16 protein-coding genes are annotated in these 15,822 nt (G+C 42.9%); 9 read left to right on the top strand and 7 right to left on the bottom strand.

What is annotated here, in order from left to right; all coding sequences use genetic code 11:
• Positions 1–52 precede the first annotated feature (52 nt).
• Positions 53–961, bottom strand: a complete 909-nt coding sequence (locus GQS54_RS02050) for a LysR family transcriptional regulator (protein ID WP_166422331.1) — start codon at positions 959–961, stop codon at positions 53–55.
• Between the two features lie 130 nt (positions 962–1,091).
• On the opposite strand from GQS54_RS02050, the gene GQS54_RS02045 reads away from it, so the two are divergent.
• From GQS54_RS02045 to GQS54_RS02005, 9 genes are all read left to right on the top strand, one after another.
• Positions 1,092–2,312 carry an acyl-CoA dehydrogenase family protein gene (locus GQS54_RS02045; RefSeq protein WP_166422330.1) on the top strand — a complete coding sequence of 407 codons (1,221 nt, stop codon included), beginning with the start codon at positions 1,092–1,094 and terminating at the stop codon, positions 2,310–2,312.
• A gap of 1 nt (position 2,313) precedes the next feature.
• Positions 2,314–3,411 (top strand): phosphotransferase family protein, encoded by a 1,098-nt coding sequence (locus GQS54_RS02040; RefSeq protein ID WP_166422329.1) that lies wholly within the window; start codon positions 2,314–2,316, stop codon positions 3,409–3,411.
• A gap of 1 nt (position 3,412) precedes the next feature.
• Complete coding sequence (locus GQS54_RS02035) at positions 3,413–4,117, top strand: histidine phosphatase family protein (RefSeq protein WP_166422328.1); 705 nt, start codon at positions 3,413–3,415, stop codon at positions 4,115–4,117.
• 18 nt (positions 4,118–4,135) lie between these two features.
• Positions 4,136–4,885: an SDR family oxidoreductase gene (locus GQS54_RS02030; protein WP_166422327.1), complete on the top strand. Its 750-nt coding sequence runs from the start codon at positions 4,136–4,138 to the stop codon at positions 4,883–4,885.
• A 369-nt stretch (positions 4,886–5,254) separates the two neighbouring features.
• Complete coding sequence (locus tag GQS54_RS02025) at positions 5,255–6,109, top strand: bile acid:sodium symporter family protein (RefSeq protein WP_166422326.1); 855 nt, start codon at positions 5,255–5,257, stop codon at positions 6,107–6,109.
• 236 nt (positions 6,110–6,345) lie between these two features.
• Positions 6,346–7,530 (top strand): benzoate/H(+) symporter BenE family transporter, encoded by a 1,185-nt coding sequence (locus tag GQS54_RS02020; protein WP_166422325.1) that lies wholly within the window; start codon positions 6,346–6,348, stop codon positions 7,528–7,530.
• 22 nt (positions 7,531–7,552) lie between these two features.
• A complete protein-coding gene (locus tag GQS54_RS02015) occupies positions 7,553–8,194 on the top strand; it encodes a GntR family transcriptional regulator (protein WP_166422324.1) in 642 nt (213 codons plus the stop codon).
• A gap of 128 nt (positions 8,195–8,322) precedes the next feature.
• On the top strand, positions 8,323–10,365 hold the full coding sequence (locus tag GQS54_RS02010) for a bifunctional diguanylate cyclase/phosphodiesterase (RefSeq protein WP_166422323.1): 2,043 nt from the start codon (positions 8,323–8,325) through the stop codon (positions 10,363–10,365).
• 100 nt (positions 10,366–10,465) lie between these two features.
• Complete coding sequence (locus GQS54_RS02005) at positions 10,466–11,062, top strand: thymidine kinase (protein ID WP_166422322.1); 597 nt, start codon at positions 10,466–10,468, stop codon at positions 11,060–11,062.
• A 59-nt stretch (positions 11,063–11,121) separates the two neighbouring features.
• Here the strand turns inward: GQS54_RS02005 and ilvN are convergent, their stop codons facing one another.
• The 6 genes from ilvN to GQS54_RS01975 all read right to left on the bottom strand — a co-directional run bounded on the left by ilvN (position 11,122) and on the right by GQS54_RS01975 (position 15,689).
• Complete coding sequence (ilvN, locus tag GQS54_RS02000) at positions 11,122–11,619, bottom strand: acetolactate synthase small subunit (protein WP_166422321.1); 498 nt, start codon at positions 11,617–11,619, stop codon at positions 11,122–11,124.
• Entirely contained in the window at positions 11,619–13,337 is a 1,719-nt protein-coding gene (locus GQS54_RS01995) for an acetolactate synthase 3 large subunit (RefSeq protein WP_166422320.1), read from the bottom strand. Before GQS54_RS01995 ends, ilvN begins: the two co-directional genes overlap by 1 nt.
• Before the next feature lie 218 nt (positions 13,338–13,555).
• A complete protein-coding gene (locus tag GQS54_RS01990) occupies positions 13,556–13,924 on the bottom strand; it encodes a DUF413 domain-containing protein (protein ID WP_166422319.1) in 369 nt (122 codons plus the stop codon).
• 204 nt (positions 13,925–14,128) lie between these two features.
• Positions 14,129–14,617 (bottom strand): DUF4442 domain-containing protein, encoded by a 489-nt coding sequence (locus GQS54_RS01985; protein WP_166422318.1) that lies wholly within the window; start codon positions 14,615–14,617, stop codon positions 14,129–14,131.
• A 148-nt stretch (positions 14,618–14,765) separates the two neighbouring features.
• Positions 14,766–15,065: a DUF1244 domain-containing protein gene (locus GQS54_RS01980; protein ID WP_166422317.1), complete on the bottom strand. Its 300-nt coding sequence runs from the start codon at positions 15,063–15,065 to the stop codon at positions 14,766–14,768.
• Between the two features lie 36 nt (positions 15,066–15,101).
• Positions 15,102–15,689, bottom strand: coding sequence for a glutathione S-transferase (locus tag GQS54_RS01975; RefSeq protein WP_166422316.1), 588 nt, complete (start codon positions 15,687–15,689; stop codon positions 15,102–15,104).
• Between the last annotated feature and the right edge of the window lie 133 nt (positions 15,690–15,822).

Raw genomic sequence — 15,822 nt, 5'->3', positions numbered from 1 at the left:
CCTATCTCATAAAACGGGCTCGCTATTTCACGATGGCGAGCCACATATCCACTTAGTCTTCAAAAATCCCTTTAAACAACGACCTGAGCCAATCGAGCGCTGAGTCTTGTTCAGTATTTTTATGCCAATAAAGATGAGTTGAAATTGGCGCGATCCTTATGGGTAAATCAATTAGTTCAACATCGTCTTGTCTAAGGTGTTCAGCCAAGCGGCGAGGTATGGTGAGTAAGTTGTCTGAATTTGCGACCATACTTTTAGCGGAATAATAATTCTGACATCGGATCGCAACTTTGCGTGACTTTCCCTGCTGCTGAAACAATAAATCCTCTACGGATGCACCGCTTGAGCGATTTGACACACCGATATGCTTGGCGTCGAAATACGTTTCAACGTTCATCGATTCGGTTAAAGGATGCTGTTTACGAATCAAGACACAGAATTCATCATCAATCAGCTTTTTGTGCTGTACCGGTGATTTAATCGGCAAGGCTACATCTAAGGCTAAATCCATATGCCCTGCACTCAAGTCTCGGGTTAATGTCACTCGGTCAACTTTCACGCTCGAAAACGTGACATTGGGGGCCAAGAGCGCCAATCGAGTAGTTAAGGCAGGTAAAATACTCGGCTCCAACGCGTAATGCATACCGATTCTAAAGTGATGCTCGCTGGTAAGTGGTTGAAATTCTCCCCAGTGCTGCATAATTTGACGTAATCGCGTGAGGTTATCAATGATCAACGGCGCCATTCTTTGGCATGCTGGTGTAGGTAGCATACGGTTGTTGCTGCGCTGAAATAACGGATCGCCGAGACATTCTCGCAAACGCTTAATCGAGTGACTGACCGCAGATGGCGTGATATGCAATACGTCAGCAGTACGTGTCATATTCTGCTCTACGTATAAGCTTTCAAAAACCTTAAGTAAATTTAAGTCGAGCTTTTTAAGGGCATGCATATCTGCCATCGCTACCTCACCATATAATGAATGTTATTCATAGTATACGCGTACTATTTTTCATTTCATTCAATTTAGCAATACCGCTATGCTAGTCATATATTCAACAACCGTTATTAACCAACGTAAAGGAAAGATCATGGATTTTGCTCATAGCCAAAAAACTCAAGACTACATTGCACGCGTCAAAGCCTTTATGGATGAACACGTTTACCCAGTAGAAGAACAAATTTATCGCGAGACGGAGGAACTCAATCCTACCGGTGATTGGACTAAATGGCAGATGCACCCTTTTATTGAACCGTTGAAACACAAAGCGCAAGAAGCGGGATTATGGAATTTGTTTTTACCTGACGATAAGTTAGGAAAAGGCTTAACAACATTAGAGTACGCACCATTAGCCGAAGAAATGGGTCGCGTGTTATTCGCATCTGAAATATTTAACTGTAATGCTCCTGATACGGGCAATATGGAAGTGCTTTATCATTTCGGCAACGAGTACCAACAAGACAAATGGCTTAAACCTTTATTAGACGGCGAAATTCGCTCGGTGTTTGGTATGACCGAGCCTGATGTGGCCTCATCGGATGCCACTAATATGGAAGCGACTGTAGAAGTAGATGGTGACGAGCTGGTATTAAATGGTAAAAAATGGTGGTCAACTGGTCTAGGCCATCCTAATGCAAAAATCACGATTTTCATGGCGTTATCAAATCCTGAAAATGATAAGCATAGCCAGCACAGTATGGTTGTTGTGCCTCTTGATACTCCGGGCGTTGAAATAAAACGTATGCTGAGCGCCTATGGTGACTTCGATGCGCCATCTGGTCACGGTGAAATGCACTTTAACAATGTGCGTGTTCCAAAAGAGAATTTGCTAGTAGGTTTGGGGAAAGGCTTTGCCATTGCACAAGGGCGCTTAGGGCCAGGTCGAATTCACCATTGTATGCGTTCCATCGGAGCTGCTGAAAAAGCCTTAGAATTAGCCATGAAACGCAGCTTAAGTCGGACTGCTTTTGGCAAACCATTAATTAAACTAGGTGGCAATGGTGAACGTATTGCGCAAGCACGTATTGCGATTCATCAAGCGCGTCTAATGACTCTGCACGCGGCGTGGAAAATAGACAAAGTTGGGGTGAAAAATGCCATGACTGAAATATCTGCGATCAAGGTAGCAGTGCCTAAGATGTTGCAAGATGTGGTTGATATGTCAGTGCAACTGCATGGTGGTGCCGGAATGTGCAGTGATTTCCCACTGGCTCGCTTCGCCGCTGGCGCCCGCGCCCTTCGATTAGCTGATGGCCCAGATGAAGTGCATATGGGTATGGTTACCCGATTAGAATTGAAGAAATACCAATAATATGGAGAAACAGGTAAATAAACAGGCTGACATCGATCAAGCTGGCAACGTTCGTCAGGGAGAAGAGCTCAATCTTGAGTCGCTTCTCCCTTGGCTATCGACTCATATACCGCATCTAAACGGTATACCTACCGTAACGCAATATGCAGGCGGTGCTTCTAACTGGACCTATTGTCTTGCTTTTAAAAACCCTACTGGCAAAAGTAGCGACGTTATTTTGCGTCGAGGTCCCGCTGGTACAAAAGCGAAAGGCGCCCACGATATGGGCCGAGAATACCGCTTACAAGACGCGCTGAAGCCTGTTTACCCGTACGTGCCTGAGATGTTGGCACACTGCGAAGATGAAGCAGTTATAGGTGCTGAATTTTACGTGATGGAAAAATTCAACGGCATCATTCCGCGCAAAAATATGCCTAAAAATTTAATAATATCGCCTCATCAAACTCGAACACTATGTGAAAACGCGCTGGACGGCCTGATAGAATTACATAAAGTTGATTATCAAGCTGCAAACCTGAGTCATATAGCGAAAGGTAGTGGTTATACTCAGCGGCAGATTGACGGCTGGATTAACCGCTATCAAAAAGCACGCACATGGAATGTTCCCAAAGCAAATTACATTTGCGATTGGCTTAAAGACAACATTCCTGATAACGAACACATTTGCTTAACCCATAACGATTTTCGTTTTGACAACCTCGTTTTGAACGCGCAAGAGCCAACGCAAATTATTGGCGTACTCGACTGGGAACTTGCGACCCTAGGTGACCCATTGATGGATTTGGGCAATAGCTTAGCCTATTGGGTGCAGGCAAATGACGATCGACTGGCAAAATCTACTCGTCGTCAACCTACGCATTTACCCGGTATGTATTCGCGCCATGAAGTAATCGATTACTATCTAGATAAAACGGGCTTTAAAGTAGACAACTTTGCATTTTATGAAGTCTATGGGCTATTTAGATTAGCCGCCATTGCTCAGCAAATTTACTATCGATATCACCATAAACAAACGAATAATCCTGCATTTAAAAATATTTGGTTATTCGTTCATTACCTAATGTGGCAATGCCGACAGGCTATTAAAGGAAAGCGTTAATATGGCTAGTATTTATTTGATCAGGCATGGACAAGCGTCATTTGGCAAAGATGATTACGATTGCCTTTCAAATATTGGCGAGCAACAGGCTGCTCATTTAGGCGCTGATTTATTGAGACGAGGCATACAGTTTGACAAGGTCATTAGCGGTGGCATGCTGCGCCATCAACAGACTGCTGATGCTTGCTTGCGAAACATGCAAGCTAATGATCGCGTTGTCAGTCAAATGACAATAAACTCGGATTGGAACGAGTATAACCATCAAGATATTTTAACTCAGTATAATGCGGATTTTGCTAGCGCGAACGGGGTGAAAGATTACTTAAAACAACAACCAAACCCTAACGTCGCATTACAAGGCTTACTCGATAGCGCTTTTTCGCGCTGGATAAGCAATGATCATGTCGAGGATTACAGTGAATCTTGGCTTGCTTATCAAACTCGTATTCAACAAGCCTTACAAACAACAGCTGAACAAGCTGGTGATGTAAAAAACATCGCCGTTTTTAGTTCGGGAGGTCCGATAGCGCTATTGAGCCAGAAGCTATTAAACGTTCCGGCTGAAAACTTAATGGATGTAAACTGGACCTTGGTGAATTGCGGGATCAGTAAAATAGTTATCAGTAATGAAAGACAAATATTGTCGACTCTAAATGAACACACAGCCTTTGAGGGGCATCATCGCCACCTTATAACTTACAAATAAAGCAGAGATATCGCCATCATGACAAGAAAAAATATAGTAATCACTGGCGCCAGCTCAGGATTAGGCAAAGGGATGGCAATTGAATTTGCTAAAATGGGACGTAACTTAGGTCTGTGTGCCAGACGCTTAGAACGACTAGCAGAACTAAAAGCTGAATTACTGACTATTAATCCAAACATTCAGGTATTTATTCGCTCATTAGATGTGGATGACCATCCGCAAGTGTTCGAAGTGATTAAAGGTTTCGCCCAAGATATGGGGGGATTAGATAGAGTCATAGTCAATGCAGGCATGGGAAAAGGCGCTTCAATTGGTACAGGGTATTTCCATGCAAATAAACAGACCGCTATCACCAACTTTGTGTCCGCCCTTGCGCAATGCGAAGCCAGTATGGAAGTTTTCCGTGAGCAAAATGCCGGTCACTTGGTCACCATATCTTCCGTGAGTGCCGTGCGTGGTGCTCGTCGAGCAATGACAGTGTATGCTGCAACCAAAGCTGCTTTGACCTCTATGTCAGAAGGTATTCGTATCGATGTTATGCACACCCCAATAAAGGTGACGACTATCCACCCTGGCTTTATTCAAAGTGAAATCAACGAAAAAGTAAAAGCAGTGCCATTTATTGTTGATACCGAAACAGGTTGCAAAGCCATGGTACGAGCGATTGAAAAAGAAGTCGATAGCAGCTTTGTACCCACTTGGCCATGGGCATTGTTTCGATATATTGCCCGTATCGCACCGCTTAGTCTGTTAGCTAAAATGAGTTAAGCTCCTAGATATCGCTTACTCACAAAGCAAAGACTGGCGTTGGTATAGTTGACTACGTGGGACCAATTTTATTTGGAACAGCACTAGTAACCGAAATAACCTGCCGGCAAATATAACGCGTGATCTGTTCACGCTGTATCTGTCAGATGTCGATCAGCATGACATAATTACTCAGTTGACCGAATTTCTGTTTACTCAACCAGCCTCGTAAGCCAAACCGTGGTGCTTGTATCGTTGACTTATTCTCAGAAATTAATGGTGTTGCCGATACATATCGCCTTTGACGCCTTCTTAAAATAGCGATTTAGTTTCAAGCTTATTAACCCTTATGGCATAGCACGCCAACCAATAAAGTGAATTTAATACATAATGACCGAATCTTTGTTAACCCAATATATTGCGCCACTCGTACTGGCCTTAATCATGTTTGGTATGGGCCTAAGCTTAACTAAATATGATTTTCAACAACTATGGCGAGCACCATTACCCATAGTGCTGGGCTTATTTGGCCAGCTTATGTTACTGCCCGTTCTAGCATACCTGCTTGCTTTATGGTTTGATTTAGCGCCCCATTTAGCCATAGGCATTATGATACTCGCAGCCTGTCCAGGCGGAACTAGCTCAAATATTATCAGCCAGTTAGCGCGAGCCAATCTAGCACTTTCGGTTAGTCTCACGGCGATCAGCTCGTTAATATGCGTCATCACCACCCCACTCATTATTCAATTTGCGATCAGCCAGTTTGGTCAGCAGGAAGAGCAATCATTTTCCTTGGTTACGACCACAATTGGTTTAATTTTTATTACCTTAGTCCCTGTATTGATTGGCATCGTTTTACGTCACTATTTTGCCCAAAAAGCGTTACGTTGTGAGCCATTTTTTCGGCATTTAGCCAGTGCATTTTTGGTGCTTATGATCGTGGCAATTGTGATCCAAGAGAGAGCTGTCTTAGCTTCGTCATTCACAGCGGTGTTCAGCAGTGCACTGGCTCTGAACATTCTTGCCATTAGTAGCGGGCTCATATTGGGACTTCTTTTTAAGCTAGGTGCAAAAGACTGCATAACATTGGGCATAGAAGTCGGTGTACAAAACTCAGCCATGGCTATTTTGATTGCAGTTACATTTTTGCAACGCGCTGACTACGCTGTGGCGCCTGGTGTATACGGTGTAACCATGTATATCGGTGCGTTCTTGTTAGTTTTTTTAGCCAAAAAGTATCGCTAACCTTTATCTTCTAATTCACAGCAGACAATGCTCAATGCCATAACTGTTAACCTTCTTGCGATGACAGACTAATTTAATTCTGTCATCGCAAAGCCTACCAATGGCGATTTGCGAATCGCGGCTTGCCAATCGCAGCTTGCCAATCGCAGCTTAAGAGTGATGTTAAACACAAAAAGATTTCACTTCATTTCAGCCTCGTTTTATTTTTGTATACAAATTATTTATGGTATACAAAAATGAAAGCGCTGTTAAATGACCTTAACTTCTCTGCGATAAGTGCTGGGTTTATCGCTGTGCTTGTTGGTTTCGCTAGTGCCATCGCGATTGTGTTTCAAGCCGCCCAAGCAGCTGGCGCAACCCATGAAATGATCGTAAGTTGGGTTTGGGCCTTAGGAATTGGCATGGGAGTAGGTTGTTTTGGATTGTCTTGGTACTACAAGCGACCCATTATCATTGTGTGGTCGACCCCAGGAGCAGCTTTACTTGCCACTAGTCTAATTGGCGTCAGTATCGAGCAAGCGATTGGAATTTTCCTTTTTGTTGCTGTTTTAACATTAATTACCGGCCTATCAGGCTGGTTTGACAAACTAACACAGCGTATTCCTCTACCATTAGCCAATGCAATGCTTGGCGGCATATTGCTGCAATTTGGTTTGTCTGTTTTTAGTTCATTTGCTGCACAGCCCATGCTCGTAGGTATCATGCTACTAAGTTACTTCGTTGCTAAAAGACTGGCGCCACGATTTAGCATTCTTGTGGTATTAATAACAGGAACTCTGTATGCGCTATATGCAGAAATGTTCAATACCAGCGTATTAGATATCGCAATAGCAAAACCTATTTGGATCACGCCAGCTTTTGATTTTTCACTGATGCTAGGTGTAGGGATACCGCTCTTTATCGTTACTATGACCTCACAAAATCTGCCTGGTATGGCGGTGCTTAAATCCAGTGGTTATGGTCAACAGCCAATTTCACCTATTATCACCACTAGTGGCACATTAAATTTTATTTTAGCCCCATTTGGAGGTTTTAGCTTCAACCTAGCAGCCATTACGGCAGCTATTTGTACCAGTGAAGAATCACACCCCGATCCCACCAAGCGATATATAGCCGGCTTATCTGCTGGCATATTTAATATTATTGCCGGACTGGGGGCGACAGCTGTCGTAAGTTTATTTGCAGCTTTTCCAGCCGCGCTAATTGCCACATTAGCAGGGCTGGCATTATTAGGCACAATTGGTGCTAGTTTATATGGCTCGGTATATGACCAGCAATACAGAGATGCCGCCGTGTTGACCTTTCTTATCACTGCATCAGGCGTGTCGGTATTTGATATTTCGTCGGCTTTTTGGGGCTTGGTAATCGGTATGCTTACACTGCTGTTCAATGCAAGATCCAAGCAAATACCTAAAACATAAAAAACAGATTATTAAGGATAAGATGCAGCTAAAAAAAATCGACAACCTGTATATCCAGCTTAAGCGAGATATTGTTCATGGTGCACTACCGCAAGGCCAAGCACTTAAACAAACTCAGCTAGCGATGCGCTATGGTGTTAGTCGAATTCCTATACGAGATACTCTGCAACGTCTCAAAAACGAAGGCTGGTTAGTGAATCACGGAAAGTCCGGTGTGATGATCCGCCCGTTGAACGCCAATGACGCAGAAGACTTGTATCTTATGCGACTGCATATAGAGCCCATGTTGCTTGCCCATGCGATACCCAATATCAACTTTGAAACACTCGGTAAAGCGAAGGATATATTACAGCAACTTCAAACCAACGAACAACGTGACATATTGCAGCAAGGCGAATTGAATTGGCAATTCCATCGCTGTTTATATTTGCCAGCTCAGCGCCCTGCGTTGTTTGAAACAGTGGCGCAATTACATCGCTTGTGTGGGCGTTATATCGGCTTTCAGGAAATGAAACTTGATTATTTACCCCATAGTCAGGACGAACATAAAGCGCTGTTGATTGCGATTTCAACGCAGGATAGCCAAGAAGCCAATAGAGTGCTAAACGAGCACATTCGCATAGCGGGCGAACAATTAGTCAACTATCTTCGTCATTCAGTGTAAAGCCGATTTACTATTTTCAGCAATTTGCGGTAGATTGTGCGTTCAATAGTAGAAGTTACGTTAATTTTGTTTAGCGGATACCCTCAACAAAATACAAAACTAAAACCGCCAACATACTTAGGATAATAGTGAGCAATACATCAGCTGAATTACGTGTGCTAAATAGCCAAGATGCTGCCAAATTACTTTACAGCAATACTACGGCTGCCTGCTTAATTACACTCGCTTCAAGCAGCGCTCTGGCATTCGGTTTTAGTGATTCGCTCGTCAGCTCAACTAAACTTATCTGGTGGGGTTGTATGCTGCTCACATTAATTCCTCGTCAGCTTGACGGTTATTTTTGGCAACGAAAAATACAACCACGTAGGGATTTTGACGGAGATGCTGCTCAGCGTCGCTTCGGAATTGGCTGTTTAACCACAGCGATAGTCTGGGCGAGCCTGCCGCTACTCACATTCGATAGACTTAATATGATCGAATTTTCGACCACGGTTATTGTGTTGTCTTCAATGGCTGCAGGGGGGCAATCTATTCTAGCGGCTAATGCGCGTATAGCGATTTCATATGCCCTTATATTGCTTATACCCATTTCTATTCTGGGTATTACCTCGCAGGATGATTTCCGCATACTGTTAGGCGGATTAGGCCTAGTGTTCGGTATCGCTTTAGTTTTTACCTACAGCAAAGCCGTTAAATTCACGCTCGAGTCAATCAATACGCGCAATATGTATCTCGCCATGGGTGAGCAGTTGCGTGAAGATAAGCAGCAATTAGGGAAGGTAAACAAAGAATTAAGTCAAGCATACGACAAGCTAAATGTCGTTAATAGCACCCTTGAAGAAGAGGTTAATAAGCGTACCGAGAAAATAGCTAAGTTGTCTTATCTAGACCCTTTAACTAAATTAATGAACCGCAAGGCGTTTACCCATACCTTAAGTAAATTAACCACCAGAGCAGCGCAAAGTAATAGCGATTTAGCCCTGTTGTTTATCGATTTAGATGGTTTCAAAAAAATTAACGACACTATGGGCCATCAAATAGGTGACAGCGTACTGCAAGAAGTCACGCGACGTATCAGCGCGTTCGCTGACACGAATAAAATCGGGCGCTGGAACGGCGATGAATTTTTAGTCGCTCTACCTTACAGCGACAGTCAAACAGCTCAAGCGATTGCCAGCGCGATGATCAGTAGTATCTCTCAAGCTATAGTGGTCAATAATAGCAGCATGCACGTAGGGGCAACCGTTAGTATTGCCATGTGCCCAGAGCACAGCACGCAAGCCGCTGAGCTAATTCAATTTGCAGATTTAGTAATGTGCGAGCAAAAAGCAACCTCAAATCGTCTTCCAACGGTATTTAGTAATGAGTTGCAGCAAAGAATAGTTGCATCACAAAGTATACTTGAAGGGTTGCAACATGCTATCGAACGTCAGCAATTCTATTTGTGTTACCAACCTATTATTTGTGCCAAAGACAACACATTTGGCTCGTTCGAAGCCTTGTTACGCTGGGATTTCGCTGACCGCTTTATTGGACCTGACCAATTTATTCCATTAGCCGAAAAATCGGGTTTAATTATAAGTATCGGCGCTTGGGTGCTTAATCGTGCATGTATGGACGCCAGCCATTGGCAGCATGCGCATAACGCTGCTGTATCAGTGAATGTATCCGTTATTCAGTTGATGGACGACAGCTTTATTCGCGCCCTAGATAATGCGTTACGTAGCAGTGGCCTGCCACCAGATCGTTTACATTTGGAAATAACTGAATCGATTTTTGTTGATAATAAATCAAAAATAAAACAGCAACTTAAAGAGATACAGACGCGTAATATTCAAGTATCAATCGACGATTTTGGCACCGGTTACTCCTCTTTATCCCAGTTGCAGACCTTATCGGTCAATCAAGTAAAAATCGATAAATCTTTTATTGATAATATGAATAACAACGGCGAGGCGATTATCCGCGCGACACTTTTTATCACCAGTGAACTAAACTGTAAAACTGTGGCTGAAGGTGTCGAGACTATCGAACAAGTAGAAGCTTTAACAGCGATGGGCGTCGATTTTTTACAGGGCTTTTATTTCGCCAAACCTATGCGTAATGAACAATTAATTGAGTGGTTAAACCCAATCAACGATATTACCAGCGTCGCATCCGCCACAAAATAACGCCACATTAGCGGATTTTATCTAACAGATCCGCTACCATAGCACGCAAAATAATAATGCAAACCAAACGCTCTTGGTACACCTCAGGATCTCGTGTTATATGGCCCAACTCTACTTTTATTATTCTGCAATGAATGCAGGTAAATCAACGTCATTACTGCAATCTGCATATAACTATAAAGAGCGCGGTATGCGTGCTGAGATTTTCACCGCCGCTCTGGACGATCGTTTTGGTGTGGGAAAGGTTGCTTCTCGTATTGGCCTTGAAGCCAGCGCCCATCTTTTTAACGGTACGAGTGACTTGTATCAACAGTTAGCAGATATGAACCGTGAGCGAAAACTCGATTGTGTGTTTATTGATGAAGCGCAGTTTCTAAATAAGCAACAGGTCCAGCAACTTGTGTCTGCGGTTGACGATTTGGATATTCCAGTCTTAGCCTATGGCTTGCGCACTGACTTTGTTGGTGAAACGTTTGAGGGTAGTCGCTACCTAATGGCTTGGGCCGATAAATTGGTCGAGCTTAAAACCATCTGCCACTGTGGTCGCAAAGCTACGTTTGTAGTCCGTCTTGATCAGCAAGGAAATGCGGCCAGAGAAGGGGCACAAGTAGAAGTCGGTGGGAATGATAGATACGAGTCAATGTGCCGCAGACACTTTAAAGAATTGGTCTGGGACACGCCCGCACCTCAGAGCTAGCACCCCACAAAAAAAGGCTCAAAAATGAGCCTTTTTGGTATATTTATGTTTTTAACATTTTAAGGCCGTAGTGCTTTGTCACCACGAGCAAGACCGCATATACCGGTGCGTGACGCTTCGATAATTTCAGTGCTTTGGGATAATACGTTAGCAAAAGCATCTAACTTATCGCTGGTACCCGTGACCTGAATAGTATAATTATTCAAATCGACATCAATGATTTGTGCGCGGAAAATATCCACATTACGATTCACCTCAGCACGTACTAATTCACTGCGCGTGGCCACTTTGATTAACATCAATTCACGTTCAACATGATTACCGTCTGTCAGATCAGTTACCTTAAGCACATCAATTAGCTTATTAACTTGCTTAGTGATTTGCTCAATAACTTTGTCGTCTGCTTGGGTAGTGATGGTCAGTCTTGACAGGCTCTTATCGTCTGTTGCTGCCACACATAAAGAGTCAACGTTATAACCGCGCTGAGAGAACACACCAACGATACGTGATAGAGCACCAGGGGCGTTTTCCATTAAAACTGAAATAATACGTTTCATTATGTGCGCTCCGTTTTGCTTAATCTCATATCATCCATCGCCCCAAATTTAATTTGCATGGGGTAAACATGTTCATTTTGATCTATTTGAATATCCATAAACACCAAGCGCTCTTTCTCAGCGAAACAACGTTCCATAGCAGCATCTAACTCATCAGGATGGTCAACACGAATACCAATATGGCCATAAGCTTCTGCAAGCTTAACGAAATCAGGCATGGAATCCATATAAGAGCTAGAGTAACGACTCTTATAGTTCATGTCCTGCCACTGGCGTACCATGCCCAAAGCGCGGTTATTCAAGGAGATGATCTTGATCGGCAATTTGTATTGCAAACAGGTTGATAACTCTTGAATATTCATTTGAATACTACCGTCACCCGTAATTACAACTGAGGTGGCTTCCGGATGCGCCATTTGTACACCCATTGCAGCGGGTAAACCAAATCCCATGGTGCCAAGACCACCAGAGTTGATCCAGCGACGCGGCTTAGCAAAAGGATAATACAAGGCTGCGAACATTTGATGCTGACCTACGTCAGAGCTAACATAAGCATCGCCTTGGGTGTGCTTATAAACTGACTGTATAACCTCTTGAGGCTTAATAACGTTGTCGGCTTTCTTGTAGTTCAAACAATCACGACCGCGCCATTGTTTAATCTGATCCCACCAATCAAGCAATTTAGCTTTCTGTTTTTCGCTGTCAATTTTTCCTATTTGATCAAGTAACTGCTTAGTCACTTGCTCAACACTACCAACCACTGGAACATGCACCGCAATCGTCTTAGAAATAGACGCGGGGTCGATGTCGACGTGAATAATCGTCGCGTGTGGGCAAAACTTCTCAACGTTGTTTGTTACTCGGTCATCAAAACGAGCACCTAAGGCCAAAATACAATCTGCATTGTGCATGGCTTTGTTTGATTCGAGTGTACCGTGCATGCCTAGCATGCCTAAACTTTGTGCATGCACACCAGAGAATGCGCCTAAGCCCATAAGTGTTGACGTAACGGGTAAATTTAATCTTTCAGCAAGTTCTGTGACCAATTCACTGGCTTCTGCTGCGATGGCACCACCACCAACGTATAAAATAGGACGCTTGGCTTCAAGCAGCACTTTAGCTGCTTTCTTAATTTGTTTGCTGTGACCTTTGAGCGTCGGATTATACGAACGCATAGTAACATCTTCAGGAAACTGGTAAGGGTGCTCTTCTAGTACATTGACGATATCTTTTGGTAAATCAACTACCACAGGACCAGGACGTCCAGTGTTAGCAATATAATAGGCTTTAGCAATAGCTTCGGGAATATCTACTGCGCGCTTGACCAGAAAACTGTGTTTAACCACAGGGCGCGAGCAACCGACCATATCGGTTTCTTGAAAAGCATCTTCGCCTATGTGCATTGAAGGTACTTGACCAGACAAAACGACCATAGGAATCGAATCCATATAAGCAGTGGCAATACCAGTAAGGGTATTGGTCGCTCCTGGCCCAGATGTAACGAGAACAGTACCTGTTGTACCTGTTGAACGAGCGTAACCATCAGCCATATGCGCTGCGCCTTGCTCGTGGCGCACTAAAATATGCTCAACATCTTCTTGCGCGTATAATGCGTCATAAATATCTAAAACGGCTCCACCGGGATAACCGAATACGTGCTTAACCCCAAGATCTTTTAGAGTTCGCACAACCATCGCGGCGCCTGACATCATTTCCACCGGTACTCTCCTAAAAAGTTGTTAAAAAAAGGTTTCGGCACAAAATTGCTACCAAACGAACGAAAACTATACTTGACCAAGGAGTAAGATTAAACAGGAATTTACATAAAAGTGAGATATATATCCCAATATAGCAATATATTAGGATATACCTTTCGATTTGGCGTATTTAAAGCCAACTTATAGGATGGAATTAAGGCTTTTCGGATTAATTAAGGTTAATCATCCAGCTCAATTACTACTTCACTATCTTCAGATATGTCATCATCGTCACCCTGAGGTACCGGCCTACTGCCATAAATATTACCAAGTTTAGGTCGATGTATACGTTTGTCGTACTTATACCATGCTTTTTCAGCAACCGTACTCGGGTTTTTCTCACCCTTAGCGGAAGCTAATAATGAGTTATCTTCATCACATTCGGGTTCAATTTGACCATCAACTAAGGCAGCAATAAGGCAACCATATTGACTCAGTGCCCTGCTTTCAGAAATTGAAAAGTCACCTGAACGTGAAAAACCATAAGGATAGTTTTTAGGATCACTAAAAACACGTTGAAACAATGATTCTCTTGAAAGTTTTGCCATGCTGGCATCCCCGATTTAAATTAATTTAAAAACAACATGATTTGGCGTTTGCCAACCTGCTTTATAATTTAAATCTGAAATCTGTCAATATTTTTTCAACCATTTTATATACGATTTTTGATCGATAAATAGCGTTTATAACATTAATGTTTCTATATGATTTTTATGACCGTCTGTACACCGTTCATATCAGAACATTTTAACTCAGCGCTTTGGTACCCACGCCCAAATCATTTCACACTCAACTGGCTCAATTCCGTTGGCATCAGTCACCTTAATTTGCACTTTGACTTCACCTCTATCTTGTTGATTAAGCAACGCGACTTGCTCGTTTGTTAGAGTGGCAATCGCTGTCATATCACCTGTCGCTCGTTTTACGTAATTCAGATTCATACATTTGATAAGAGGGAGTTTGTCGCCTGGTAAATTAATACCGACGATAAAGCCCGTGGCAGACTCAGCCAATAACGCCATGGCCGCCGCGTGGACACTGCCGATATGATTCTGTACTTTCTTACGATTTTTCATGCGAAATACAACTTTGAGACCATCAGTAGCCAGCACCTCAATACTTGTGGTACCAGCCAACTTAACTTTGTGACGAAATACTTTTGTCATTAGAAAAGCGCTGATCTGCGTAGGATATTGATTTATTTTATCAACAAATTTTCGTAATGGATTAGATACGGACACGTTGCCACCTTCATCTGGTTAGACCAGAAGGTAGTTTGCCCTCAAGATGCGTGAGTTACAAATATAAAATTGCCTGAAATTTATACCGTCATGGTGGATAACATGAGGGATTAGGCCGCGTAGTAAGTTTGGCGACCCAAATATATCGTTAACCGCAGGGATTTTGGCGTTTATCAAATGCAGCCAGTTGTTCTGGTGTCGCTGGTTTTTGATATTTAGCTTTCCAGTCTGCGAATGGCATACCGTATATGGCCTCGCGCGCTTGGTCATAATCTATATCCACGCCCTGCTCTTTGGCACCTGCCATATACCATTTGGACAAACAGTTACGGCAAAAATCCGCCAAAATCATTAAATCGATATTTTGTACGTCTTTATTTTCATCTAAATGCTTGATGAGTTGGCGAAAGGCAGCAGCTTGAGCTTCAGTTTCTTGAGCGTGAGTCATTAATTTTACCTGTAATTTAGAAACAATGATTTTGCACTACATTCTGGGGTCAGTTGCCGTAACTTCAATACGTGGTGCATTTTCTTGATGAAAATCGAGCAACGCAGATAACCCTTTGAGATTATGCAAGCTTCTAAACTCTATCCAGTCAATCAAGCTAAATAAACAAATAGCGGGGTAATTCCAACTGTTGAATTTACCTCTTTCAACGTGTTCGTTTAACTCTGCTAGCACATTATTAACGCGTTCTTTTTGCAGCTTGAAAAACAGCTTCTCAGTATCGGCTATCACGTCAGACTTGGACAGCAAAAACATTTGCACCAAGCTATCATTTACTGAATCTATCAACGTAAGTTGGTTCTCTTGTTCCCAGCTGAGCGACGCGTAATTTAATTGTTCAACTAAATACCGATAGATGACGCGCGAATCATAAATAAGTGTGCTTTTATCCCCTTCAATATGCTCCAAGGCCGGCACTTTTAGGGCTGGATTTTTAGTGATCAAAATCGTCCGGTCTTCGGATTCAAAGATTTGCATATTAATAAATTCATGTTGGGTGTTAGCCAACCAGATACGTAAACGTCTTACGTAAGGTGATGTGGTGGAACCATATAATTTATACATATGTAGTCCTTACTGATACAAGGTGATGATGTAACCGATAGCCGGTGAGAAAAGCAGTTACCTGTAAATATTAATAATTACCCAATGTGAATGCATGCGCAAAATTAGCCCAACAGGGAACAGAAACGTTCCT

Origin of the sequence: Paraglaciecola sp. 20A4 (genome assembly GCF_011378905.1) — a bacterium.
Classification (GTDB): Bacteria; Pseudomonadota; Gammaproteobacteria; order Enterobacterales; family Alteromonadaceae; genus Paraglaciecola.
The sequence above is the reverse complement of the archived record's forward strand: the minus strand, read 5'-3'. Positions and strand labels throughout refer to the sequence as shown.

Excerpts from the sequence above, each read along its gene's own strand:
- GQS54_RS02050 (WP_166422331.1), bottom strand. The coding sequence starts at position 961 with ATGGCAGATATGCATGCCCTTAAAAAGCTCGACTTAAATTTACTTAAG.
- GQS54_RS02045 (WP_166422330.1), top strand. The coding sequence starts at position 1,092 with ATGGATTTTGCTCATAGCCAAAAAACTCAAGACTACATTGCACGCGTC.
- GQS54_RS02040 (WP_166422329.1), top strand. The coding sequence starts at position 2,314 with ATGGAGAAACAGGTAAATAAACAGGCTGACATCGATCAAGCTGGCAAC.
- GQS54_RS02035 (WP_166422328.1), top strand. The coding sequence starts at position 3,413 with ATGGCTAGTATTTATTTGATCAGGCATGGACAAGCGTCATTTGGCAAA.
- GQS54_RS02030 (WP_166422327.1), top strand. The coding sequence starts at position 4,136 with ATGACAAGAAAAAATATAGTAATCACTGGCGCCAGCTCAGGATTAGGC.
- GQS54_RS02025 (WP_166422326.1), top strand. The coding sequence starts at position 5,255 with ATGACCGAATCTTTGTTAACCCAATATATTGCGCCACTCGTACTGGCC.
- GQS54_RS02020 (WP_166422325.1), top strand. The coding sequence starts at position 6,346 with ATGAAAGCGCTGTTAAATGACCTTAACTTCTCTGCGATAAGTGCTGGG.
- GQS54_RS02015 (WP_166422324.1), top strand. The coding sequence starts at position 7,553 with ATGCAGCTAAAAAAAATCGACAACCTGTATATCCAGCTTAAGCGAGAT.
- GQS54_RS02005 (WP_166422322.1), top strand. The coding sequence starts at position 10,466 with ATGGCCCAACTCTACTTTTATTATTCTGCAATGAATGCAGGTAAATCA.
- ilvN (WP_166422321.1), bottom strand. The coding sequence starts at position 11,619 with ATGAAACGTATTATTTCAGTTTTAATGGAAAACGCCCCTGGTGCTCTA.
- GQS54_RS01990 (WP_166422319.1), bottom strand. The coding sequence starts at position 13,924 with ATGGCAAAACTTTCAAGAGAATCATTGTTTCAACGTGTTTTTAGTGAT.
- GQS54_RS01980 (WP_166422317.1), bottom strand. The coding sequence starts at position 15,065 with ATGACTCACGCTCAAGAAACTGAAGCTCAAGCTGCTGCCTTTCGCCAA.
- GQS54_RS01975 (WP_166422316.1), bottom strand. The coding sequence starts at position 15,689 with ATGTATAAATTATATGGTTCCACCACATCACCTTACGTAAGACGTTTA.